Here is a 20795-nt window from a genome sequence, read left to right as displayed (position 1 = left end):
TGCTGCAGTCCACTTGAGCCCCGATGCGGAGAAACGCGGTGACGGCCGACACGTTCCACCTCAACCAGCAGTTGCCCCTCGCCACCGACAAGCCGTTGTGGCTGTTCGGCTATGGTTCCCTGATCTTCCGGGCTGACTTTCCGTTTCTCGACCGCAAGCCGGCGCGCATTGCCGGCTGGCAGCGTCGTTTCTGGCAGGGCTCACACGATCATCGCGGCACACCGGATGCGCCGGGCCGAGTAGCTACTCTGGTACCAGCCCAACAAGCCGGCTGGTGCGTGGGCATGGCCTATCTAATCTCCCCGGAAGTACTGCATCCGCTGGATGAGCGTGAGCGCAATGGCTACCTGCGCGTGATGACCGACCTGCACTTGCAGGGTCAAGGGACGGTGGACGGTCTGATGTACATCGCCAATGCCGATAACGGCGCTTTCCTGGGCCCAGCGCCGCTACCGGACATGGCGCGACAGATTCACCACAGCGCCGGCCAATCCGGCCCCAACGCAGATTACGTGCTGGGGCTGGCGGATGCGCTGGTGGACCTGCAAGCCGAGGACGACCATGTGTTCGCCCTCGCCGATGCGGTGCGCGCGCTGCGCCGCACCGGCTGACCAGAGTCGGTTAGGAGCGGCCCAGATCGAGCAACGACGGCATCGGTTTGCGGTATTCCGGATAGCACTGCACATGGGCGGGCGTTAGGCCCTCCGCATTGACCACCCCCAGATCCACATCGTCACGGTCGAGCACATAGGCTTCGATGCACAGCTCGCCCAGTGTGTCGGTGTCCGGATCACCTTCCACCGCTTCTGCCCAGAAGAACCCGTACACACCACCACGCTGGAACGTCGCCACGTTGCGCTCAGCATCCTTGATCTGCCGCGTCTTGCCGGCGGCACCGCTGACCATGAACGCGGTGCGGCCGCAGGACGGCACGGGATCGATCACCTGCAAATCGTGGTCATGCCCGGACCAAAAGAAGTCGACCCGATTGCACACTGCTTTTTCGATGAACTCCTTCCACTTGGTGCCGGAGATGATCGGAAACAGCAGCGGCGGCAACCCATCGTAATTGCCGGCATTGCCGTGCTTACCATTGGATAGGTAGGGGTGGTGTGCGATGGCAATTTTGAAACGCGCGCGCGACTGCTGCGCCGCATCCAGCATCCACTGACGCTGCATCAGGCCGTAGGAATGATCGGCGTACTGGGCGTCGGCATCCACCAAGGCGATGGGGTTGGAGTCGAGCGCGAAAATTTCCACCAGCGGCTGTCCACCATGACTGTCGCCGGCGGTGAACCGGTAATAGCGGGCCGGCATCTGCCAGCGTTCGGAGAAACGGTCGGTGCGGTAGTGGTAGTCAACCTGGTACTCGCCGCGCCGGTTGCTGAGGCCATCGCCACCGAACACGCCGGTATTGTCGTGGTTGCCAAGCACCATGTAGAACGGCAGCTTCACCGGCTCGAACGGCAACTCGAATTTGGTATCGAACTGCTCGTCATAGGCGCCTTTGACGCCGTCGTCATAAATGTTGTCGCCCATGCCCAACGCCAGATCACAGCCGGCGCGGCCGTCGGCGTCTTGTTTCAGCTCGCAGACCTTGGCCATGGCCCGGCCGACATCGTAATGCCCAGCACTGCCGGTGCCGGAGTCGCCCATCACGATCATGCGCACCCGTTCGCGCGCGGCGGCCTCTGGTGCGGGCACGGCACTGTCGCTGCTGCCACCACCGCCACAGGCTGCCAAACCCAACGCTAAACAGGCCAGCGCTGCCGACCGATTCACCCCTGCCATCTTTCTCTCTCCCCGCTGTCCCCTTGCGACCGGCCCAGTGTGGCGGTCGGTACGGCGGTGCATGCTCGGGGGCGGCGATGACACTTTGATTGCAGACGGCGCGACCGGCAGGTTTTTCAGCCGTTCTACTGTTGCGGCACTGGCTAGAACGGCTGATCAGCCTGAGTTTTGGGCATAAAAAAAGGCGCTCCGAAGAGCGCCTTTTTCAGACTTCACTACAGGGGTTCGATCAGATGTTGTCGAACTGGCCCATGGTGTTGTCTTTACCGCCGGCTTTCAGTGCCGCTTCACCAGAGAAGTACTCTTTGTGATCGTCACCGATGTTGGAGCCAGCCATGTCCTGGTGGCGGACGGTGGCGATGCTCTGACGGATTTCGCGACGCTGAACGCCCGCTACGTACGCCAGCATGCCTTCGTCACCGAAGTAGCCTTTGGCCAGGTTGTCAGTGGACAGTGCCGCAGTGTGGTAGGTCGGCAGCGTGATCAGGTGGTGGAAGATACCTGCTTCACGGGCTGCGTCACGCTGGAAGCTGCGGATGCGTGCATCAGCTTCTTCACACAGGTCTGAGCCGTCGTAGTCGGCGGACATCAGGCGTGCACGGTCGAACTTGGAAACGTCCTTGCCTTCTGCTGCCCAGTCATCGAAGACCTGCTGGCGGAAGTTCAGGGTCCAGTTGAACGACGGGCTGTTGTTGTACACCAGCTTCGCGTTCGGTACCTGTTCGCGGATGCGGTTAACCATTTCCGCGATCTGACCAACGTGCGGCTTCTCGGTTTCGATCCACAGCAGGTCAGCACCGTTTTGCAGGCTGGTTACACAGTCCAGCACCACGCGGTCGATACCGGTGCCTTCTTTGAAGCAGAACAGGCCGGACGCCAGACGCTTCACTTTCTTCAGCTTGCCGTCGGCCTTGATCACCACGTCGCCGTTCTGGATGTCTTCGGCAGAGGAGATGTAGTCACCGTCGAGGAAGCTGTTGTACTGGTCGCCCAGGTCGCCCGGCTTGTTGGTCACGGCGATCTGCTTGGTCAGGCCAGCACCCAGGGAGTCGGTACGGGCAACGATCACGCCGTCGTCCACACCCAGTTCCAGGAACGCGTAGCGAACCGCGTTGATCTTGGCGAGGAAGTCAGCGTGCGGAACGGTTACTTTACCGTCCTGGTGACCACACTGCTTCTCGTCGGATACCTGGTTTTCCAGCTGGATGCAGCAGGCACCGGCTTCGATCATTTTCTTGGCCAGCAGGTAGGTGGCCTCTTCGTTGCCGAAACCGGCGTCGATGTCAGCGATGATCGGCACGATGTGGGTTTCGAAACCGTCGATCTTGCTGATGATCTCGCCTTCGGCAGCCTTGTCGCCTTTCTCACGGGCAGCGTCCAGGTCGCGGAACAGGTGGTTCAGTTCCCACGCGTCAGCTTGCTTGAGGAAGGTGTACAGCTCTTCGATCAGCGCCGGCACAGAGGTTTTCTCGTGCATGGACTGGTCGGGCAGCGGACCGAACTCAGAGCGCAGCGCAGCAACCATCCAGCCGGACAGGTAGAGGTAGCGCTTGTCGGTGTTGCCGAAGTGCTTCTTGATGGAGATCAGCTTCTGTTGGCCGATGAAACCGTGCCAGCAGCCCAGGGACTGGGTGTACTTGCTGGTGTCAGCGTCATACTCCGCCATGTCTTTGCGCATGACTGCGGCGGTGTACTTGGCAATGTCGAGGCCGGTTTTGAAGCGGTTCTGCAGCCGCATGCGCAGCGCGGACTCAGGGTTGATCGCGCTCCAGGTGCTGTCGCCTTTGACAACGGAAGCTACCGCATCAATGTCTTTCAGGTATTGAGACATGGTCGGAATCCTATTCAAGCTCTAGATGGGAAGTGACGACCGCAGTGCCGAGGCCGTCTACTCTCCGCCCCGGTTGGCAGTCCGGTTCGGAAAGTAGGTGCAGTCTAGGCAGTCGCCGCGCATAAATAAAATCAATATCTCGTATTCTCACTATTTGTCAGGTGAATAATGGTCCGATGCACGGTCCCACGCCCGTCCCAGCAGCGTACCGCCGGGCGTCACCTGACGCAGCGCCTGCCTTATACGCGAATCGAGGGCTCGGTGCACGCAGGTGTCTCAACCCGCCCAGACCATGCTGCTATACTCCCCGGCCCCGATATTCCCCGCTGCAGAGCAGGACGCTGTTGATGAAATACGCCATTTTGCCGGTCACGGCCTTCGCCCAAAACTGTTCACTGCTGGTGTGTGAGAGCACTGGTAAGATCGCGGTGTGCGATCCCGGCGGCGACCTGCCGGCGATCGAGGCGGCGATTGCCGAACTGGGCGGCGAGGTGGAGAAAATTCTGGTGACCCACGCCCACATCGACCATGCCGGCGCCGTGGCTGATCTGGCGGAGCGGTTTGCCATCCCGGTAGAAGGCCCGCACCGCGACGACCAGTTCTGGATCGACATGCTGCCGCAGCAATCCGCCATGTTCGGTTTCCCGCCGGCGCGCGCCTTTACCCCGGACCGCTGGCTGGAACACGGCGACCAAGTGACGGTGGGCGAGCAGACTCTGCAGGTGCTGCATTGTCCCGGCCACACTCCCGGCCACGTGGTGTTTTTTGCCGCCGATGCGCGACTTGCTGTGGTCGGCGATGTACTGTTTGCCGGGTCCATCGGCCGCACCGATTTTCCCCGTGGCGACCACGCAGCGCTGGTGGATTCAATCCGCAACCGGCTGTTCCCGCTGGGTGACGATGTGGCTTTCATTCCCGGCCACGGCCCGATGTCCACCTTCGGACAGGAACGCAACACCAACCCCTTCGTGAGTGACCACCGTGGTTGAGCTGCTCGCCGAATACGTCCAGCAACACACCTTCATGCGCATCCTGTCGACGGTGCTGGCGCTGATTATCCTTTTCGGCGGTGCCAGTCTGGCGCGCCGACTGGCGCGCCGCTTCGGCGAGATGCGTGGCTACCCGCTGGGCCGCACTTTCCAAGTGACAGTGCTGATCAACGTGGTGACGCTGTTCATTGTGTTCTTCACCCTCAGCGGCATCTGGGGCTTCACCGGCCAGGGCTTTATGGTGGTGGCGTCGTCGTTCTTCGCACTGGTCGGTATCGCGCTGTTTGCGGCGTGGTCGATTCTGTCCAACGTCACCGCCGCCTTCATCCTCTTCTTCAGCTCGCCCTACGGTGTCGGCGACCGCATCCGCGTGCTTGATGGCGACAACACCGTAACCGGGCGCGTGCGCCACATGGGTTTGATCTACCTGACACTGGAAGACCCGGACGGTCACCGCTACACGCTGCCGAACAACATCCTGCTGCAGAAAACCGTGATCCGGCTGGCCAACAACCGCGAGCTGCCGATCGACAAAAAGCACTGCCGCTGACCCACCCGCACTGCCACTCTCGGCAGTGCGATCTGCGGCACTGTCACAATTTCTTCATGCCGGCCGCGCATCATGGGCCGCTCGCCACTGGAGTACTGCCATGTCTGTTGTTCGTGTTGCCCTGATTGCGTTGCTTGCTACCCTGGTCAGCGCGTGCCAAAGCGCTGCTACCGTGAAGCTCTATGACGGCCCAGAGCGCGCTGCCGCCGAGCTGGTGATGGTCAAGGTACCGGAGCAAATCGAACTGATGACGCTGGACGGTGCGCAGATCAAAGGCGCCAGCACACTGTTCTCCGGCGGCACCCGTGAGCTGGCACTGAGCCCCGGCCGCCACGAGATCCTCGCCTACTACAAAGAGTTGTGGGACAGCACCATCGAATCGCACGTGATCTTCCGTTCGGCACCGGTGTACTTCACCGTCGATGGCCGCCCCGGCGACCGCTTCGAACTGGGCTTCGCCGCACCGCGCAGCCGCGATGACGCCGAAGCGCTGTCGGAAGATTTCCGTGGTTGGAGCCTGAACCTGGCATCCGGCGTGAAAACCCCGACCCGCGCCAGCGGCATTGCGCGCCCGAATTTGATCAGCAACCTGATTTCCAATGACAGCACACCGGCCGCAGCAGCGCCGGTAGCAGCACCCGCCGCCCCCCGTGGCAGCTACCTGGATGAGCTGAAACGGTTCTGGAGCGAAGCGACCCCAGATGAGCGCCGCGCATTCCGCGATTACATCGGCCAGTAAGCCTCAGCGCTGGCGCTGCTCCTGTAGCGTTAGCACCATCTGGCGCGCACCGCCGTTGAGACGGTGCGCGCGCAGGTAGATGCCCCGCCACGTCCCAAGCTGCAAACAACCATTGCCCACCGGCAACCTTAGCCGACCACCGATCGGCATGCTCTTGAGAGGGGCCGGCATGTCATCTGGGCCTTCTTCGCGGCGGCGATAATATTCGGCTTCCAGCGCAGCACTATGGCTTCCAGATCGCCATGCACCGGCGGGTCGCCATGCTCGCTGATCGCCAGTGACGCCGAGGTGTGCTGCAGCAACAAGTGCAACGACCCCACATCCAGAGTGGCCAACTTCCAGTGCAGTCAATTAAGGCGCCGCCTAAATGTCATCGGTGATCAGCTGAATGCCGCGCTCGCGCGACATCAATATCAGCCGTAGTTGCCACCAGACCGACTCCCCGGCCATCGCTTGTCCTCACACCACTCGGTTGTGCAGCGCGCCTTGGCGCCAAGAGTGGATATTGTCCGCCACAATGCCGATCAACCGCTGACGCGCTTCGCGGGCCAGCCAAGCGCTGTGCGGCGTCAAGATCAGATTGCAGTCGCGCATTCCCAACAGCGGATGGTCCGCCGGCGGCGGTTCCACCGACAGCGTGTCGAGAGCGGCGCCACCGAGCTGACCGCTGCGCAAGGCTGCCGCCAACGCGGCTTCATCAATCAGGCCGCCGCGCGCGGTGTTGACCAGCAATGCTCCGCGTTTCATCAGCGCCAAGCGCTCGGCATTGATTAAGCCGGCGGTCTCCGGCGTCAGTGGGCAGTGCAGCGACAGCACATCGCTCTGCGCCAACACGTGCTCCAGCGGCAAACGGCCGGCTTCTGGGGCGGCGTTGGCACGTAAGCTGGCGGCCACATTCACCTGCATACCCAGAGCGGCGCCAAGCCGCGCCACTTCCTGCCCGAGACGCCCGTAACCGACGATGCCCAAGGTGCGGCCAGCCAGCTCTACCGCTGGATAATCCATCAAGCAAAACAGCTCACTGCGCGACCAGTCACCGCGCTGCACGGCGGCTTGGTAACGCGCCCATTGCGTGGCCAGCCCCAGCATCAGCGCCAAAGTGTGCTGGCCGACGCTGGCCACGGCATAATCGCGCACATTGCACACTTGAATGCCCTGCTCAGCGGCGGCGGCCAGGTCCACATTGTTGGTACCGGTTGCGGCGATGCAGATCAGTTTCAGTTGCTCGGCAGCAGCCAGTGTGGGCGCATCCAGCAGCACCTTGTTGGTAACCGCCACCGTGGCGCCGTGCAAATGAGCACGTCGGTCGGCTGGTGCAGTGGTGGCATGGGATTGCCAGCGCGGCAGACTGGCCCACAACTCGCTCAAGTCGAGGTCTTGCGGCTGCAATGTGGCGAGATCAAGAAAGGTACCCAGCATGACGACTCCTGCCGATGACGGTATTGCCCACGCATTGCGCAACGCCGGTCTCGACCCGGACGCCCCCCCAGCACTGCTGTTGGTCAGCGCCTGCCTGTTGGGCCGGCCGGTGCGTTACGACGGACGCGATAAATATACGCCGCTGTTGCTGCAAAGGCTGGCGCCCTGGTGTCGCTTCACCGCGTTGTGCCCGGAAGTGGGCGCCGGGTTGGGTACCCCTCGACCACCGATCGCGCTGTATGAAACCAGCGCCGGCGTGCGCCTGCAGGGATGTGACGACCGACAGCGGGATGTCACTGTCGCGGTGCGCGACCAGGTACAGCGAGTAACGAATGTGCACGGTGCGCTGCTCAAGGCCCGCTCACCGAGCTGCGGGCTGGGTACTGCAGTGCTGCACCAAGCCGATGGCAGTCACTCGCTCACGGACGGCGCTTTTTCCAGTGCGCTGCGTGCCCAGCATCCACTATTGCCGATAGCCGATGAGGTGTCCTTGCAGCAACCAGCACGGCTGCAAAACTTTGTGCTGGCGGTGTGGAGATACCGACAAGGCATAGACTGATATGCAATAGGTCTTTTAAAAAAAATATTTCTACAACTGAAATTGACAGCAGTTGAACAAAAAAACAGTCCCAATTTTTAGATATCAGGCGTCCGGTAGCGCAGTAATAGCTGCCGAGAAAAATAGCGGCCTACCATAAGTTATCCGCCGCCTTCGCCGCTCATCAGAAAATGAAAAAGGCGCCGTAGCGCCTTCCTCATCACTGACCACACTTACTCAAGGTAGGTGTAGCCGGCCAAGCCATCCTCGATTTCGCTGAGGAATGCCTCACGCTCGGCATCCGACAGTGCCGCCCGGTCGGCGTGAGCGCGCAACAAACACATCAGGTCTTCAGTGTCGTAATTCACGTAACGCAGCACCGAACTGACGGTATCCCCCTGAATTGCATGATCCAGATGAATGCTGCCGTCTGCGTCGATATCCACATCCACGGAATCGGTGTCACCGAACAGGTTGTGCATGTCACCAAGGATTTCTTGGTAAGCGCCGACCATGAAAATACCCAGCTCGTCACCGCAGTCCGCCGGCAGTGGTAAGGTGTTTTCCAGCCCTTCGCCGTCCACATATTCATCGATGCGGCCGTCGGAGTCACAGGTGATGTCCTGCAACACCGCCCGGGTTTCGGTGGGCCCGTGCAGGCCACGCAGCGGCAGGATCGGGAAAATCTGGTCGATCCCCCACACGTCCGGCACCGACTGGAACACCGAGAAATTGACGAACAGCTTGTCCGCCAGCACTTCGTTGAGCTGGTCCAGCAACTCGCGCTGTTGGCGCCGAGTCGGATCCAGCGCCGCACGGATGGACAGCAGGCAGTTGGTGTACAGCTTTTCGGCGGCAGCCCGATCGCTCAGCCCCAGCTCACCGAACAGGTAACGCTGGTGTACATCCTGCCAAGCCGCCAGCACATCTTGGTGCAGCTCCAGCCAAGGTTGGCGCGGCTGGGCTACCTGTTGCTGCAAGCGCCACAGCTGATGAAGCTCTTCCGGGGCGTCCTCCTGCGGCTCTGCCACCGCGCAAGTGCGCAACAGCTCGCGGTCAATCACGCTCACCAGCAGCACCGCATGGTGGGCGGTCAAGGCACGGCCGGATTCGCTGATCAACTCTGGATGCGGCAGACCGGCTCGGTCGGCAGCATCGCGTACGGTCTGCACGATGGCGCTGGCATAATCTTCCAGCGCATAGTTCATTGAGCAAGCGGAGCGCGAGCGGGTGCCCTCGTAATCCACGCCCAGACCACCGCCTACGTCGAGGATCGAGATCGGCGCGCCGAGACCATGCATCTCTTGGAAGTAGCGAGTCGCCTCGCGCATGCCGGTCTTGATGTCTTGCAGGTTGGCGATCTGCGAACCGAGGTGGAAATGCAGCATGCACAGGCTGTCGAGGTAGCCAGCGTCGCGGCACTGCTCCACTGCCTGCACCAGTTGCGAGGCCGACAACCCGAACTTGGATTTTTCGCCACCGGTGTTCTGCCAGTTGCCTTTGCCGAGCGACATCAGCCGCACGCGCAGACCAATGCGCGGACGCACGCCCAACGCCCGCGCTTCGGCCAGGATCAGCGGTAGCTCGGACATTTTTTCGACCACGATGTGGACTTTGTAGCCGAATCGTTCGCCCATCAGCGCCAAGCGGATGTACTCACGATCTTTGTAGCCGTTGCAGACGATGATGTTGCCGGCATCACCGGAGTGCGCCAGCACCGCCATCAGCTCCGGCTTAGAGCCCGCCTCCAGCCCAACGCGCACGCCGTCTTCGCGCGGTTGCAGGATTTCGTGCACCACGCGCCGCTGCTGGTTGACCTTGATGGGGTAAACCGGGGTGTAGGCGCCTTCGTAATCGTGCGCCAGGATCGCGGCATGGAAGGCTTCCGACAGCCGCCGCACGCGGTGGCGCAAGATACCGTCAAAGCGCACCAACACTGGGGAGCGCAGCCCCTGTTCGCGGCACGCATCGAACACCGCCTGCAAGCGGGCGCTACCGGCGGCGGGGTTGCCGCTGGGACAGACCGTCACATGCCCGGCCGCATCCACCGAAAAGTACCCCTCGCCCCAGCGATCAACGTTGTAGATACCAGCACTCTCGTGCGGCAGAAGCGGTGTAGACGTGGTCATGGCCTCTCCTCATCAGGCCGGCGATTATCACAGACCCTCCGACAAGACCCAATGCCTATTTGCCGCCTCAGTTGCGGGTTAGGAAACCGTTACTGAGCAACGCCGGGAAACCGTGGCCTGCCATATCCAGCACCACAGTGGAGGCGTCATAGGGAAGGCGGTGACCGCGCACCCGCATCTGCTGCCAATCGATCACCAGATATTCACAGCCATCACGGCCATGGCGGCTGCGTCCCACCGAGCCTGGGCAGATCAGGCCGGCTTCGAATGGCGCCAGCGCCACGTGGTCGGCCGCGACAAAGCCATCCAAACCGCGACGCAGGTAAAACACGCCCTGGCGGTGGCTTTGGCCATGCAGCAGCCACTTTTTGCCGCGCTTGACCACCGCCGCAAGGTTGTCTTCAGCGGTGGCGTCGTAGATGTAGCCAAACAGCGGGCGCGGCTCCACCAGTGCACCATGGACCCCAAGCCAGCTATCACCGTCGAGCGTGCGCGGCAAGCCGGCCAACCAGTCCCGCTGTGCCGGAGACAGTTGTTGCCGGGTCCATTCCACGCTCCAACGTGCCGCATCGGAAATGCCGTCCAGGCACTGATCGCTGGAGGCGAGCCAATCGAGGTTGCCTTGCAGCACGTGGCAACCACGGGTGCGCAGCAAGTCAATGCAGGCGCCCGGTGCCGGGCCATAACCGACCACATCCCCAAGCACCAAGATGTCATCAATGTCGTCAGCATCAGCTTGTCGCAGGATGGCTTCTAGGGCTGGCAGATTGCCGTAGATATCGGCCATCACCAGCGTCCGGCGCGGAAAGCTGCCGGCTTCGAAACAGGCACCGACGGCCGAGCGGCCCCGGCAATCACGCTCCGAGCGGCACAGACCTGCCGCCAAGGCGGCACGGTGGGATTCTTGAGCCGCGCCGGCGACAAAATGGTCATAGAGCTGCGACGCCAGCGTCTGGGCCAACCCTTCATCACCATAGCTGGCCAACAATTGGGTGCGCATGTGGCCACCCACCTGCTCCCAAGCCGCCGCTGGCAACGCAGTGAAGCGCCGGATCCAGGTCACCAGCGTGGCGCACAGGGACGAATGCTGTTGCAGCGGATAATGATCGTCGTCGAGGTAAACCAGTTGCCCGGAAGCGGTGAAAGCAAAGTTGCTCAGCCCTTCATCCAGTGCCACATCGCTGCGCGCCGCCACCGCCAAGCACAGGCTGGCCACCTGAGCGAGGCCTTCAGCCACCTCAGCGCCGGCCTGCTGCAGCGCATCATCCAACGCCACCAGCCGTGGCGTGACGCTGGCCACTTTGACACTGTGGTCACCATGCAGCACCAGCCAGGTCTTTTCCGGGTGGTAACAGCCGAGCAGCCGCTCGTGCTCACAGCGCGCGGCGATCCAATCGCGTGCGGCGGCGGCGGCGGCGAACTCCAGCTCGCTGCGGGTCTTGATCACCCGGTCAGCGCAGGCATAGATCTCGGTAACCGGACGTCCACTGAAACGGCTCAGCCGCGACAGCACCTGCGGATGGCATGAAGTGCGAGCCACCTGTTCCGGCGACAACCCCGGTGCCTGCCCCAGCGCTGCCACGATTTCGATCTGCGCCGCGCCCCACATGATTCAGCCTGATGGCCGGTGTTGGTGGCGATAGTGCGACGGCGGCGCGCCGAACCAACGCTTGAAGGCGCGAGTGAAGTTGTTCATGTCGGCATAGCCGAGGGTGTAGGCAATTTCCTTGATGCTCTGGTTGCCACGCTTCACCCGTTGCAGCGCGATGTCCTTACGCGCCTGCTCCAGCAAGGCGCTGAACACCACGCCTTCGGCCGCCAGCCGACGTTGCAAAGTGCGGGCAGACAGACCGAGGCGCCGAGCAATTTCTTCCAGCTCGAACACCCCACCCGGCAGCACGTGCATGAGCAACGAACTGACTTTTTCCTGCAGCGACCCTTCACTGCTGCGCAGATTGCGCGCCAGCTCGTGGTGCAACCGCTGGTAGACATCCGGGTTGGCACCGTTCGGTGTCTGCATCAGGTCGTGACGGCTGAACAGCATGCGATCCTGCACCGTGCCGAAATACGGCTGCACGCCGAAACAATCACGGTACAAGCGACTGCCACTGCGGCCGCGCTGCTGCAACTCCACCTGCAGCGGCACTATTGGTTGCAGGCAATGGCGCGCCATTTCTCGCACCAATGCCGCAAACAACAGATCTACTTCAGCGTGGCAGATCGGCGACAGCGGATTTTCGTGGAAAGTAAGCACCACCACGTCATCGCGCTCTTCGACGATCAGCAAACCGTTGCCGGCCACCAGCGGAAAATAATTGGCAAGCGCCTTCAGGCCCAGCAGCACCGTGGGCGCGGTCAGCGCGCAGTAACCGACCTCCTGGAACGACGCGAGGTTCAGATATCGACTGCCGAGCAGCCCACAGTCGGGGCCGAGCAGTTCGCGGGCGGTGCGCCAGAGCCCGGTGATGCGGGCGCTGGGCACCGATTCCCACGGTGTGCGCAGATCGTCACTGCCGAGGCCTTGCTGCGCCAGAACGCGTTCCGGCGCATGGCCCTGATCCTGCAGCAGCCGCGCCACCACACAGGCCTGTGTGCGTGCAGACTGGGGAAGTGCCATGTTCATGGCCGCGCTCCCTATCCGTTCAATGGGTGATTACGGGCACAGCGGCGAAATGCGCGGCACCGCACCACGTACTGCGGCCCAGCCCATGCCAAGGTTGGCTTTACGCCCAGTAATCAGCACCAGCATGGAGTTGGGTTTGTCCGGCATCACGATCATGAAGTGGTAAGTGCGTTCGGTGGTCATCTGCACTTCCTTGATCATGTTGGTGACCTGATGGCCACGCTGACCGGACAGCAGTTTTTCCACGGTGCTGATGGTCTTGCCGCGGAACATGTCCACCGCCGCTGCCGCTACAGCATCGAGGTAGGTTTGGGTGAAGTAGGGCACGTTGTGGTACACCGCCAGCAGCAGGCCGGAGGACACGTCCACCACCGCCGCGCCCAGTGCGTCGTTCACGTCGTCGACCAGTGATTTACAGATTTCTTCCAGTGATGTCATGGTTTCTTCCCCTTGAGGTTGAGCTTATTGGTGAATCAGTTGTTGAAGTCGTTCAGCGGTCATCTTGCTGGTCGACAGCAACATGCCGAGATTGATGCGTTGATTGCCGAGGCAGGTCAGTGTCAGGCGGCTATCCACCCGCAGGCTGACCACGAAGCCGTCGGTGTTGTCGAGAATCACGTAACGGCATTGTTGCTGGCGTGTCTCCCGAGCGATGGTTTCAGCCAGCGCCAGCAGCGAACTGGACATGGCACTCAGGCGGCCGCCCTGTTCCTGACGCTCGATGTAAGTGGCTTGGGCTTGGCCGTCGGAGGTGCACAGCAGCATGCCGTACACGCCGTCGGTATCGCGGCAGGTGTCGGCCATCAGCCGTTCCGCTTCCCGCATTTTTTCCATATGCGCAATGGCAATGTTCATCGTGTCCCCATCAGTACTCAGCGGTGGTCATCAGCACATCCAGCAACAGCCGCACGTCCTCTGCCTGGCGGATATCCACTGCCAGCACCGGCAGGCACAGCCCACGCGCTTCCAGCGCGTCCTGGTAGTCGGTCAGCGCCGCCGTGTCTGGCTGCGGGTGACGGGTCACCGCCACCACCGCACCGGTGCGCGCCACCAGTTGCTTGAAGCTGTCCAGGTACAGGCACATGTCTTGCACCGCCTGCGGCCGGCTGTGGTCCACCAGCACCACCAACCCCAGGGCACCCTCGGCGAGGATGTCCCACATGAACTCGAACCGCTCCTGGCCGGGGGTGCCGTATAAACGCACCAGATCCCCGTTTTCCAGACGCAATTCGCCGAAATCCAAGGCCGCCGTGGTATGGCTTTTGATTGCTGCCAACTCGTCGGTGGCCAGTACATCCGTACTGACCGGCACTGTGTCGCTGACCGCGCGTATTGCCGTGGTCTTGCCCACCCCCGGAGTGCCGGTGAAGATGAATTTGAGTTCCCCCGTCACGCCTTACTCCCGTTCCTTCCCCAGCCCCAAACGCTGGCGGATACGTTGGAAGATGCCGGCCTTCTGGCGGCGCTCTTCCGGCTCTTGCGGCGCTGCATCGGGCGCCGGGGCCGGCATGTCCACGATCTGCAGCAGCCCTTGCACTTCAGCGGCGGCAACGAAAGGCCAGGCCACTTCTTCTGCCACCCCGGTATGGGCCACCAGCGCCTGCACCGGCATTGCGCGACGGCTCAAGGCCGCACACAGGCGCCCATAACCGCTGTGGCATTGCAGCGCCGCGCGGCCCGGCCAGCGCCGCAGCTGTAGCGCCGCTTGTCGGTAACGGTCGATGCCTTCCGGATGCAGCACCAAACCGGCCGCCGCCGCTGGCCACAACAGGTCGGACAGCGGTGTGGCGTTGCTCCAGTCCAGCGACCGTGCCACTGCTTCCGGCTGACAGCGCCCAGACACAAAGGCGCGCAACAGGTTGAATAAATCACCCTTGTCACCGGACACCAGTGCGGTCCCAGCTTCCCGGTCCACCGCCAGCCGCGCCTGGCTGCTGGACAGTTGGTAGCGCGCCGGCCAGTGCTCGGACAGCAGCGGCGCCTGGCTTGATGCCACCGGCACCACCGGCGGCGCAGCCGCTGCGGCGACGGGCGGCGGCGCCACCACCACCGACTCGGCATCAACTTGGTCTGCTACGCCGGCCAGCGCTGCTCGGGCGCGATCCAGCACTGTCAGCAATGAACGTGAACGCAGCGGCGACGGCAGCATGAACACTTTGCGGGCCGGCTCGTCCTCGCACTCACCGAAGCCGACCAGTACCGGGCGCTGGTTGGCCGCCAAAGCCGCCGTGGCGCCAAAAGCCGGGTGCCCAACTGCCATCAGCAGAATGTCGCAGTGGGCCGCATCCACCAGCTCCCAGCGCTGTGATTGGTTCAGCTCGAGAATGCTCAGCAACGACCGGAGAATCAGGCTGTCATGCTCCGACAACCCGGTTATTCCCAGTCCGATGGCCCCGTCCCCACCCATTCCTATGATTCCTGTACTCTTTGGCCGACAGCGGCTAGTGATAAATCATTAAACACCGACTCATACTTATACGCTATCTTTTTCTGCCGTCCACACTGCATTGGGTGCCATTCCCTCAGAACTTGAATAGGCACACAAATCTAGCGGCATCAGGATGATGGCATTTTGTCCCATATTTTCTTCTTAGCTTGGGACGATGGGAGTGGGAGCAGTGGGATGAGCACGCTAGAATGCGCGCCGTTGTCTCTTCACCGCCTCGACGAGGATGCGATCCGATGTCCCAGACCCCTTGGTTTATTGAGCACTTTGACAGCGCCGGCACGGCGTTCGGCCTGCGCCTGAAAGGCAAGCTGGAAGAGGTGCAGACGCCCTACCAGCACATTGAAATGTGGGACACCGACACGTTCGGCTACCTGATGACCATTGACGGCGCCACCATGGTCACCAGCCGCGACAACTTCCTTTATCACGAGATGATGTCGCATCCGGTGCTGTTCACCCACGCCGCACCCAAGCGGGTGGTGATCATCGGCGGCGGCGACTGCGGCACCCTGCGCGAAGTGCTGCGCCATCCGGGTGTAGAGCAGGCCACCCAGATCGACATCGACGAGATGGTGACGCGCCTGTCGGAGAAGTACTTCCCAGAGCTGTGCGAATCCAATGATGACCCGCGCGCTGAACTGCTGTTCATCGACGGCGTGAAATGGATGCAGGAATGCGAAGCCGGCAGCATCGACGTCATCATCGTCGACTCCACCGACCCGGTGGGCCCGGCGGAAGGGTTGTTCAAAGCCGACTTCTTCCGTGACTGCCACCGCGTGCTGCGCGACGGCGGCATCATTGTGCAACAGAGCGAATCACCGCTGCTGCACAGCGATACCATCATCCGCGACCTGCACCTGAACATGCGCGAAGCGGGCTTCACCAGCACGCAGACGCTGCCATTCCCGCAGCCGTGCTACCCGAGCGGCTGGTGGAGCTGCACCATGGCTGGCAAGGGCGTGGACGTGACGCACTTCCGCGAAGAGGCGGCGGCGGCAAAACCGTTCGAAACCCTCTACTACACTGCGGATGCCCACCGCAGTGCGCTGGTACTGCCACCCTTCATGCGCAAAGCCTTGGCATGACGACACCGCCCTGGCGCCGGTTTACCGGCGCTCAGGGCGATTCTTCGCCCCAGCACCCAGCCAGCCCCCCACCCGCCTATACCCCTCCGAACACTGCGCCTTCTACTGTCTGACAATCTTTCTTCAATCTTGACCACATGGCATGTCAGATGCGGCGATAAAGCCATGCCATTGGACAATGTAAAGGTTAAATTGGCTCCAATCCTGGGTGTCCCTGACCCAGTGCAGGAGTGCCGGCGCGGCAGATCGTCCGCAGCCATGATGCGTCTCCTGTATCTGCCTACTGACCGAGAGCGCAGCTATGTCCAAACAACAACTTGACGTCCTGATCATTGGCGCCGGCCTGTCCGGTATCGGCATGGCTTGCCATCTGACGCGCGAATGCCCCGACAAGCGCTACGCCATCCTCGAAGGGCGCGATGCCATCGGCGGCACCTGGGACCTGTTCCGTTACCCGGGCATCCGTTCCGATTCCGACATGTTCACTCTCGGCTACTCGTTCCGCCCGTGGACCAGCGACAAAGCCATTGCCGATGGCCCGTCGATCCGCCAGTACATCAACGACACCGCGGATGAATACGGCGTGCGCAAGCACATCCACTTCAACCACCGTGTGCTGCGCAGCAACTGGAACTCCGCTGAAGGTCTGTGGGAAGTGACTGCCGAACACGAAGGCAAGTCCACCACCTTTTCCGCGCGCTTCGTCGTCAACTGCACCGGCTACTATCGCTATGAAGCCGGTTACACCCCTGAATTCCCCGGCCGCGACAGCTTTAAAGGTCAGATCGTCCACCCGCAGCTGTGGCCGGAAGACCTGGACTACCAAGGCAAGAAAGTCATCATCATCGGCAGTGGCGCCACTGCCGTGACGCTGGTGCCAGCGCTGGCCCAGGGCGGCGCTGACGTGACCATGCTGCAGCGCTCGCCGTCCTACGTGGCATCGGTGCCGGAAAGCGATCACATCTCCATCGCATTGCGCAAATTCCTGCCGGAATCAGTGGTGTACCGCCTCGCCCGTGCCCGCAACGTGGGCCTGCAAATGGCGGTCTACCGGCTATCGAAGATGCAGCCGAAACTGATGCGCAAACTGCTGATGAAGCAGGTCGAACTGCAGGTCGGCAAAGAATTCGACATGACCCACTTTGATCCCAAGTACAACCCGTGGGATGAGCGCCTGTGCGCGGTGCCGAACGGCGACCTGTTCAAGGTGCTGCGCAAGGGCCAAGCGCAGATCGTTACCGACCACATCGAGACCTTCAACGAAAACGGCATTTTGCTGAAATCCGGCCAGCAGCTGGACGCGGACATCATCATCACCGCCACCGGTTTGCAGGTTCAAATCCTTGGCGGCGCCGAGCTGACGTTGGACGACAAGCCCTACGACCTGCTCAATGCAGTGGCGTACAAGGGTCTGATGTTCAGCGATCTGCCCAACGCCGCCATGGTGTTCGGTTACACCAACTCTTCCTGGACCCTGAAAGCCGATATCAGCGCCGAGTACGTGTGCCGTCTGCTCAACTACATGGAAGAAATCGACAAGAAAGTGGCCACCCCGCGCACCCCCGCCGGTCTCAATACTCGCCCGTTCATCGACATGGACTCCGGCTACGTACAACGTGCCCGCGCGCTGATGCCAAAGCAGGGTGACCGCGCGCCTTGGCAAGTAAGCCAGACCTATGCGGTGGACCTGGCCTCCATGCGCTTGAGCAAGATCGATGACGGCGCCATGGAGTTTTCCAATCCTCGCCCGGCGTTAAAGAAAGCGGCACCAGCCCAGCAGGACGCAGCGCCGGCTGCCGCCAAGAAGGCCCCGGCCAAACCGAGGGCAAAGAAGGCGCCGGCCGCGAAAAAAGCGGCGGCATCGAAGCCTAACCCGGCCGACGCACCAGCCTGATCCGGAACCATAAAAAATGCCGCAATCGCGGCATTTTTTATGTCTGCGTTTTCTGTTTTCATCGACGCGGCATCACCGGCATCCGGCTGCGTAGCCAGGCCAGCGCCGGATCTGCGCTGTGCTCCTGGTGCCAGTACAGATACAGCGATAACGGTGGCAGCGCCAGCGGTAGCTCTCGCACCACCAACCCCGGCGGCGGTTGTTGCAGCGCCAGCATCCGCGGCAGGGTAAGCAGTAGGTCGGTGGTGGTGAGTGTTGCCATGGCCGACTGATGATGTTGGCAGCGCAAAGCGATGGTGCGATGGTGGCCGGCTTGGGCCAGACCGAAATCCTCCAGCCCGGGTCCGCGCCGACGCGACGACACCAGTACATGGCGCGCACCAAGATAATCTCCCAGCGTCAGCACCTGTTTCGCTGCCAGCGGATGATCAGCGCGCATCACCAAGCTCAGGGGCGCATCCATCAGGTGTTGCTGGCCGATGCGGGAATCCACTGGCAGCTGCACATCGATAGCAAGGTCCAGCCGCCCCGCCAGCAAGGTGGAAGGCAGGTCGCGCCGGCTGACCGACAGCGTCTGCACATCCACGCCCGGCGCTTCGCGGGTGACCACCTGCATCAGCTGCGGCAGGATGTAAGCTTCCAGCCCGCTGCGCAGGCCCAGCACGAAGGTGCGCCGCGCCTGGGCCGGCTCGAAGCCGCCCATGCCCGCTAGACAGCCCTGCAAGCCGTGCAACGCCTCGCGCACCGGCCCGATCAGCTCCCGCGCTCGGGGTGTGGGCACCATGTCATGGCCGCGACGCACGAACAGCACGTCGTCGAGGCGATCGCGCAGCCGCGCCAGTGCATGACTGACCGCAGGCTGGCTGAGACTGAGCAGGCTGGCAGCACGGGTGATCGAGCGTTCGCGATAGATTGCTTCGAACACCACGAACAAATTCAGGTCGATGTTACCGATATTCAGTTTTTTCATAGTCGCAAGCCCGCTCCATGCACAGCGTGCAGCACGTTGTCACAGCCACCACCGGCTTGCAACGATCGGTCGGGACCGCCAAGGAGAGTCGTCATGAGCCATACCACACGGACACTGATCACCGGCGCCAGCAGCGGGCTCGGCGAGGGCTTGGCGTGGGAGTTTGCCGCCCGCGGCCACCAACTAGCCCTGTGCGCGCGACGGCTGGACCGATTGGAAGCACTGCGTGACGCGCTACGGGCGCGCTACCCGCACTGCCGGGTGGTCATCGCGGAACTGGATGTCACCGACCACGGCGCGGTGTTCGACGTGTTCAAGCAGCTCAGCGATGCACTCGGCGGCCTCGACCGGGTCATCGTCAACGCAGGCATCGGCAAGGGGGCGCCGATTGGCAGCGGCGGTTTCAGCGCCAACTTGGCCACGGTGAACACCAACTTCACCGCCGCGCTGGCGCAGTGCGAGGCGGCGGTGCAGCAGTTCCGCGCCCAAAATCAGGGGCATCTGGTGGTGATCTCATCGGTCACAGCGTATCGAGGCATGGCGGGTGCCACCACCGCCTACGCCGCCAGTAAAGCGGCCGTGGCGACGCTGGCAGAAGGCATCCGGTCGGAGCTATGGGACACGCCCATTCGGGTTACCACGCTGTTCCCTGGCTATATCCGCACAGACATCAATGCGCGCCTGAAACATGCACCCTTCATCGTCGATCGTGAGCAGGGTTGTCGGGCGCTGGCCGCGGCAATCGAGCGGGGCGTGGCCAAGGCCAGCATCCCGCGCTGGCCTTGGGGTGTGATTGGGCTGGCATTGCGGCTGCTACCGCTGGGAGTGGTACGGCGCCTGACCTGAGGCCAAGCGCCGGCGGCATCAGTGGATGGTGCCGGCCTGGGCTGACGGCGAGCGGGCAATGTAGGCCAGCGCCTGTTCAGTGTCGCCTTCCGGCTCCGGATGGAAGCTCGGAGCCGCCCAGCGCAGGGTGCGACGCACCAGCATGGAAAACTTCGGCAGCGTATCGCGACTGCGGCCGTTGCGCTCCATCTCGAACACCATCCGCACTATCGACATGCGGGCGATCTTACGTGCCTTCGGATCTGGGTCTTGGCCAGCCAAGTCACGCGCCGCATCAGACAGCAAGTAAATAAACATCGGGAACACCACGGCCATGAGCGCCTGGCGACTCACATAGAAGCCCAATTCGGTTTTGCACAGGTGTTCGAACAGTTCAAACGCCACCGAGCGGTGTTCCACCTCTTCGGCCAGGTGCCAACGGAACAGGTCCGCCACTACCGGGTCGCCAATATCCCAGCCATCGCTGTTCATGCACCAGTCGCCCAGCATGCCGGTGAAGTGCTCGATCGCCGCGATGATACCAACGCGCAGGACCAGCCAGCGCTTGGTGCCAATGGCGCGGGTCAGCAGCGGGTAGCCGAGGGCATCTTCACCCAGCACCTGACCAAACAGCCAGTTAGCGCGGTCCAGTACCGGCTCAATGTCGTAACCGTTATCCGCCAACCATTTTTCGGCCTGGCGGTGAGCACGGGCGTGGTTAGCCTCCTGGCGAATAAAACCTTCCACATCCTTGCGCAGCTGTGGATCAGTCACCATCGGCAACGCTTTGTTGTAAACACGGCAGAACCACAGTTCGCCGGCCGGCAACAGCAGGTTGATGCCATTGACCATGTGGCTCGCGAACTCATCCTTCGGCAGCCAATGTACCGGGGAGTCGGCGAGATCGAACTTCGGTTGGCGGATCACCAGCTGATGGCGTTCCTGGCGTTGTTGACTCTGCAT

21 protein-coding genes are annotated in these 20795 nt (G+C 62.2%); 8 read left to right on the top strand and 13 right to left on the bottom strand.

Annotation, left to right across the window (positions count from 1 at the left end):
* Nucleotides 1–38 precede the first annotated feature (38 nt).
* Entirely contained in the window at nucleotides 39–611 is a 573-nt protein-coding gene (locus AB5I84_RS01555) for a gamma-glutamylcyclotransferase (protein WP_369454072.1), read from the top strand.
* A gap of 10 nt (nucleotides 612–621) precedes the next feature.
* Here the strand turns inward: AB5I84_RS01555 and AB5I84_RS01550 are convergent, their stop codons facing one another.
* Nucleotides 622–1791 carry a metallophosphoesterase gene (locus tag AB5I84_RS01550; RefSeq protein ID WP_369454071.1) on the bottom strand — a complete coding sequence of 390 codons (1170 nt, stop codon included), beginning with the start codon at nucleotides 1789–1791 and terminating at the stop codon, nucleotides 622–624.
* A gap of 229 nt (nucleotides 1792–2020) precedes the next feature.
* Nucleotides 2021–3622, bottom strand: a complete 1602-nt coding sequence (locus tag AB5I84_RS01545) for an isocitrate lyase (protein WP_369454070.1) — start codon at nucleotides 3620–3622, stop codon at nucleotides 2021–2023.
* A 347-nt stretch (nucleotides 3623–3969) separates the two neighbouring features.
* Between AB5I84_RS01545 and AB5I84_RS01540 the strand changes: the two genes are divergently transcribed.
* The 3 genes from AB5I84_RS01540 (at nucleotide 3970) to AB5I84_RS01530 (ending at nucleotide 5900) form a co-directional block, all read left to right on the top strand.
* The gene (locus AB5I84_RS01540) at nucleotides 3970–4611 is read left to right on the top strand and encodes an MBL fold metallo-hydrolase (RefSeq protein WP_369454069.1); all 642 of its coding nucleotides are present in this window, start codon (nucleotides 3970–3972) and stop codon (nucleotides 4609–4611) included.
* Nucleotides 4604–5161 carry a mechanosensitive ion channel family protein gene (locus AB5I84_RS01535; RefSeq protein ID WP_369454068.1) on the top strand — a complete coding sequence of 186 codons (558 nt, stop codon included), beginning with the start codon at nucleotides 4604–4606 and terminating at the stop codon, nucleotides 5159–5161. Before AB5I84_RS01540 ends, AB5I84_RS01535 begins: the two co-directional genes overlap by 8 nt.
* 100 nt (nucleotides 5162–5261) lie before the next feature.
* Nucleotides 5262–5900, top strand: coding sequence for a DUF2057 family protein (locus tag AB5I84_RS01530; protein WP_369454067.1), 639 nt, complete (start codon nucleotides 5262–5264; stop codon nucleotides 5898–5900).
* 3 nt (nucleotides 5901–5903) lie between these two features.
* Here the strand turns inward: AB5I84_RS01530 and AB5I84_RS01525 are convergent, their stop codons facing one another.
* Complete coding sequence (locus tag AB5I84_RS01525) at nucleotides 5904–6251, bottom strand: YjbQ family protein (RefSeq protein WP_500796472.1); 348 nt, start codon at nucleotides 6249–6251, stop codon at nucleotides 5904–5906.
* 108 nt (nucleotides 6252–6359) lie between these two features.
* The gene (locus AB5I84_RS01520) at nucleotides 6360–7319 is read right to left on the bottom strand and encodes a D-2-hydroxyacid dehydrogenase (RefSeq protein ID WP_369454066.1); all 960 of its coding nucleotides are present in this window, start codon (nucleotides 7317–7319) and stop codon (nucleotides 6360–6362) included.
* Here AB5I84_RS01520 and AB5I84_RS01515 point away from each other — a divergent pair.
* Nucleotides 7318–7878, top strand: coding sequence for a 2-thiouracil desulfurase family protein (locus AB5I84_RS01515; RefSeq protein WP_369454065.1), 561 nt, complete (start codon nucleotides 7318–7320; stop codon nucleotides 7876–7878). The genes AB5I84_RS01520 and AB5I84_RS01515 overlap by 2 nt on opposite strands.
* A gap of 212 nt (nucleotides 7879–8090) precedes the next feature.
* Here AB5I84_RS01515 and speA read toward each other — a convergent pair whose 3' ends face one another.
* The 7 genes from speA to AB5I84_RS01480 all read right to left on the bottom strand — a co-directional run bounded on the left by speA (nucleotide 8091) and on the right by AB5I84_RS01480 (nucleotide 15016).
* Nucleotides 8091–9986, bottom strand: coding sequence for a biosynthetic arginine decarboxylase (speA, locus tag AB5I84_RS01510; protein ID WP_369454064.1), 1896 nt, complete (start codon nucleotides 9984–9986; stop codon nucleotides 8091–8093).
* A gap of 67 nt (nucleotides 9987–10053) precedes the next feature.
* The gene (locus AB5I84_RS01505) at nucleotides 10054–11595 is read right to left on the bottom strand and encodes a metallophosphoesterase family protein (RefSeq protein WP_369454063.1); all 1542 of its coding nucleotides are present in this window, start codon (nucleotides 11593–11595) and stop codon (nucleotides 10054–10056) included.
* Between the two features lie 3 nt (nucleotides 11596–11598).
* Complete coding sequence (locus AB5I84_RS01500) at nucleotides 11599–12609, bottom strand: AraC family transcriptional regulator (protein ID WP_369454062.1); 1011 nt, start codon at nucleotides 12607–12609, stop codon at nucleotides 11599–11601.
* 30 nt (nucleotides 12610–12639) lie between these two features.
* Entirely contained in the window at nucleotides 12640–13047 is a 408-nt protein-coding gene (locus tag AB5I84_RS01495; protein WP_369454061.1) for a roadblock/LC7 domain-containing protein, read from the bottom strand.
* Nucleotides 13048–13071: 24 nt separating this feature from the next.
* Nucleotides 13072–13464, bottom strand: coding sequence for a roadblock/LC7 domain-containing protein (locus AB5I84_RS01490; protein ID WP_369454060.1), 393 nt, complete (start codon nucleotides 13462–13464; stop codon nucleotides 13072–13074).
* Nucleotides 13465–13474: 10 nt separating this feature from the next.
* A complete protein-coding gene (locus AB5I84_RS01485; protein ID WP_369454059.1) occupies nucleotides 13475–14002 on the bottom strand; it encodes a GTP-binding protein in 528 nt (175 codons plus the stop codon).
* Nucleotides 14003–14005: 3 nt separating this feature from the next.
* Nucleotides 14006–15016 carry a hypothetical protein gene (locus AB5I84_RS01480; protein ID WP_369454058.1) on the bottom strand — a complete coding sequence of 337 codons (1011 nt, stop codon included), beginning with the start codon at nucleotides 15014–15016 and terminating at the stop codon, nucleotides 14006–14008.
* Between the two features lie 275 nt (nucleotides 15017–15291).
* Here AB5I84_RS01480 and speE point away from each other — a divergent pair, with 275 nt between their 5' ends.
* Nucleotides 15292–16143: a polyamine aminopropyltransferase gene (gene speE / locus AB5I84_RS01475; RefSeq protein ID WP_369454057.1), complete on the top strand. Its 852-nt coding sequence runs from the start codon at nucleotides 15292–15294 to the stop codon at nucleotides 16141–16143.
* A gap of 301 nt (nucleotides 16144–16444) precedes the next feature.
* Complete coding sequence (locus tag AB5I84_RS01470; RefSeq protein WP_369454056.1) at nucleotides 16445–18037, top strand: flavin-containing monooxygenase; 1593 nt, start codon at nucleotides 16445–16447, stop codon at nucleotides 18035–18037.
* 58 nt (nucleotides 18038–18095) lie between these two features.
* Here the strand turns inward: AB5I84_RS01470 and AB5I84_RS01465 are convergent, their stop codons facing one another.
* Nucleotides 18096–19007: a LysR family transcriptional regulator gene (locus AB5I84_RS01465; RefSeq protein WP_369454055.1), complete on the bottom strand. Its 912-nt coding sequence runs from the start codon at nucleotides 19005–19007 to the stop codon at nucleotides 18096–18098.
* Nucleotides 19008–19100: 93 nt separating this feature from the next.
* Here AB5I84_RS01465 and AB5I84_RS01460 point away from each other — a divergent pair, with 93 nt between their 5' ends.
* Nucleotides 19101–19853 (top strand): SDR family oxidoreductase, encoded by a 753-nt coding sequence (locus AB5I84_RS01460; RefSeq protein WP_369454054.1) that lies wholly within the window; start codon nucleotides 19101–19103, stop codon nucleotides 19851–19853.
* 18 nt (nucleotides 19854–19871) lie between these two features.
* Here the strand turns inward: AB5I84_RS01460 and AB5I84_RS01455 are convergent, their stop codons facing one another.
* Nucleotides 19872–20795 (bottom strand): metal-dependent hydrolase, encoded by a 924-nt coding sequence (locus tag AB5I84_RS01455; RefSeq protein WP_369454053.1) that lies wholly within the window; start codon nucleotides 20793–20795, stop codon nucleotides 19872–19874.

Source organism: Alcanivorax sp. REN37 (assembly GCF_041102775.1).
In the GTDB taxonomy this organism is placed as follows: domain Bacteria; phylum Pseudomonadota; class Gammaproteobacteria; order Pseudomonadales; family Alcanivoracaceae; genus Isoalcanivorax; species Isoalcanivorax beigongshangi.
Note: the sequence above shows the minus strand (reverse complement) of the source record. Positions and strands in the feature narration are given on the sequence as shown.

Coding starts and splice junctions, on each gene's coding strand:
- AB5I84_RS01495 (WP_369454061.1), bottom strand. CDS start 13,047: ATGACATCACTGGAAGAAATCTGTAAATCACTGGTCGACGACGTGAAC.
- AB5I84_RS01550 (WP_369454071.1), bottom strand. CDS start 1,791: ATGGCAGGGGTGAATCGGTCGGCAGCGCTGGCCTGTTTAGCGTTGGGT.
- AB5I84_RS01505 (WP_369454063.1), bottom strand. CDS start 11,595: ATGTGGGGCGCGGCGCAGATCGAAATCGTGGCAGCGCTGGGGCAGGCA.
- AB5I84_RS01490 (WP_369454060.1), bottom strand. CDS start 13,464: ATGAACATTGCCATTGCGCATATGGAAAAAATGCGGGAAGCGGAACGG.
- AB5I84_RS01545 (WP_369454070.1), bottom strand. CDS start 3,622: ATGTCTCAATACCTGAAAGACATTGATGCGGTAGCTTCCGTTGTCAAA.
- AB5I84_RS01530 (WP_369454067.1), top strand. CDS start 5,262: ATGTCTGTTGTTCGTGTTGCCCTGATTGCGTTGCTTGCTACCCTGGTC.
- AB5I84_RS01540 (WP_369454069.1), top strand. CDS start 3,970: ATGAAATACGCCATTTTGCCGGTCACGGCCTTCGCCCAAAACTGTTCA.
- AB5I84_RS01455 (WP_369454053.1), bottom strand. CDS start 20,795: ATGCAGAGTCAACAACGCCAGGAACGCCATCAGCTGGTGATCCGCCAA.
- AB5I84_RS01470 (WP_369454056.1), top strand. CDS start 16,445: ATGTCCAAACAACAACTTGACGTCCTGATCATTGGCGCCGGCCTGTCC.
- AB5I84_RS01520 (WP_369454066.1), bottom strand. CDS start 7,319: ATGCTGGGTACCTTTCTTGATCTCGCCACATTGCAGCCGCAAGACCTC.
- AB5I84_RS01460 (WP_369454054.1), top strand. CDS start 19,101: ATGAGCCATACCACACGGACACTGATCACCGGCGCCAGCAGCGGGCTC.
- speA (WP_369454064.1), bottom strand. CDS start 9,986: ATGACCACGTCTACACCGCTTCTGCCGCACGAGAGTGCTGGTATCTAC.
- AB5I84_RS01500 (WP_369454062.1), bottom strand. CDS start 12,609: ATGAACATGGCACTTCCCCAGTCTGCACGCACACAGGCCTGTGTGGTG.
- AB5I84_RS01465 (WP_369454055.1), bottom strand. CDS start 19,007: ATGAAAAAACTGAATATCGGTAACATCGACCTGAATTTGTTCGTGGTG.
- speE (WP_369454057.1), top strand. CDS start 15,292: ATGTCCCAGACCCCTTGGTTTATTGAGCACTTTGACAGCGCCGGCACG.
- AB5I84_RS01515 (WP_369454065.1), top strand. CDS start 7,318: ATGACGACTCCTGCCGATGACGGTATTGCCCACGCATTGCGCAACGCC.
- AB5I84_RS01480 (WP_369454058.1), bottom strand. CDS start 15,016: ATGGGTGGGGACGGGGCCATCGGACTGGGAATAACCGGGTTGTCGGAG.